This is a genomic window from Pseudomonas sp. 3JA, from assembly GCF_036961705.1.
In the GTDB taxonomy this organism is placed as follows: Bacteria; Pseudomonadota; Gammaproteobacteria; order Pseudomonadales; family Pseudomonadaceae; genus Aquipseudomonas; species Aquipseudomonas fluorescens_Q.
Genome location: NZ_JBAMDJ010000101.1, coordinates 1 through 1,266 on the forward strand (window position 1 = coordinate 1; position 1,266 = coordinate 1,266).

The 1,266-nt window shown below is 48.7% G+C and carries 1 protein-coding gene and 1 pseudogene; both read right to left on the reverse strand.

Translation table 11 applies throughout. The annotated features are described in order from the left end of the window. Positions 1-323 precede the first annotated feature (323 nt). The gene (locus tag V7773_RS30215; protein ID WP_092147709.1) at positions 324-743 is read right to left on the reverse strand and encodes a hypothetical protein; all 420 of its coding nucleotides are present in this window, start codon (positions 741-743) and stop codon (positions 324-326) included. Then, a pseudogene (locus V7773_RS30220) lies at positions 740-1,266 on the reverse strand (type IV secretion protein Rhs); the annotation flags it as partial. The gene V7773_RS30215 and the pseudogene V7773_RS30220, both read right to left, overlap by 4 nt.

The following is a 1,266-nucleotide window of genomic DNA, read 5'->3' on the forward strand; positions in this document are numbered from 1 at the left end:
TGTCGCCAGGGACGCTCTGCGTTCCGCCTCTGAAGGTGACGCAGAGCGTCACGGGATGCATTCCCACGCGGAGCGTGGGGACGATCAAGTGTCAGGAAGATTGAGTTCGCCGCTTTAGGCGGATTCTCTATTCACCACAGCCCAAACGCCTGGCGCTAACCCTGTGGCGAGGGAGCTTGCTCCCGCTGGGCTGCGTAGCAGCCCCCCTCTTCTGACCAACGCCACGGTGTATCTGGCTGACCGAGTTAGTTGTTTTTAGGGCTGCTGCGCAGCCCAGCGGGAGCAAGCTCCCTCGCCACAAAAGCGGTTCGATGGTAAACGGCCTACCAAGTAGATGGATCTTCAAGAGCTGCTTTTCTGAGATCTTCCTTCCAGGTTTCTTTTGCCAGGACATAAACGTCCTGAAAAAATTCTTTAGGATTTTTTAAGTTATACCACTCCCCTCGAGGCCAGCTACCCGCACAATCTTCATCTATCTCAAACAACCTTTTAAAGTCAAAATTCGGATCATTAAGCTTGTCACCCAAAAATCTAACCAATACATATTTATGCCTATAAGACAGGCAATCTAAATCCAGACCATATCTAACAATCAACTCTGATCTGTCACGCTTATTCTCAGGATCGTAGACCTCTAGTATCGCTCCGAGTGTTTCTTCGCGATCATACACATCAAACTGACCAACGAACCAGGTTAAGTCAGGTACAAACTCCTCATTTATAAAAGGGTGCATCAGCATCATTTTTTCTCCATAGGAAATCCGGTGTAAGGTAAGCCGTCCTTACCAAACTTAACTTCAAACCAATTTAAATCTTCGTTCAATTTAGGATTTTGCTTATCCTTTTTATTTGGTTTGTAGCCACGCCCTGCTCCCGGCAATTCCTGCCTGACAACTCTATCATTTTTGTGATCTACACCAGTAAACGGATCCAGTCCAAGCTTTTCTCTTGTCATAGCTTTATTTAGCGCATTCAAATGAATTCGCCAGTTGCTAAATTGAGAACTTAGGCTTCCATTAGCTCCTTTGGGAATTTCACCCGTGTGCGGATTTGCACCGTTAATGGCACGCTGTTTGAGCGCCACATCTGATATTTCCGAACTGTGTTTTTCAACAGTGTGCATACGGTATTTTTCTTCCATAGCAACAACCCGTCTCTTAGCATTCGCCTCCCCCAACGCATCAATCCGCGCCCGCCGCTGCTCCGCCGTCATCGGCAGCCGCGGCTCCCCCTCGTCCACCCCAACCTTACCCGCCGGATCCTGCC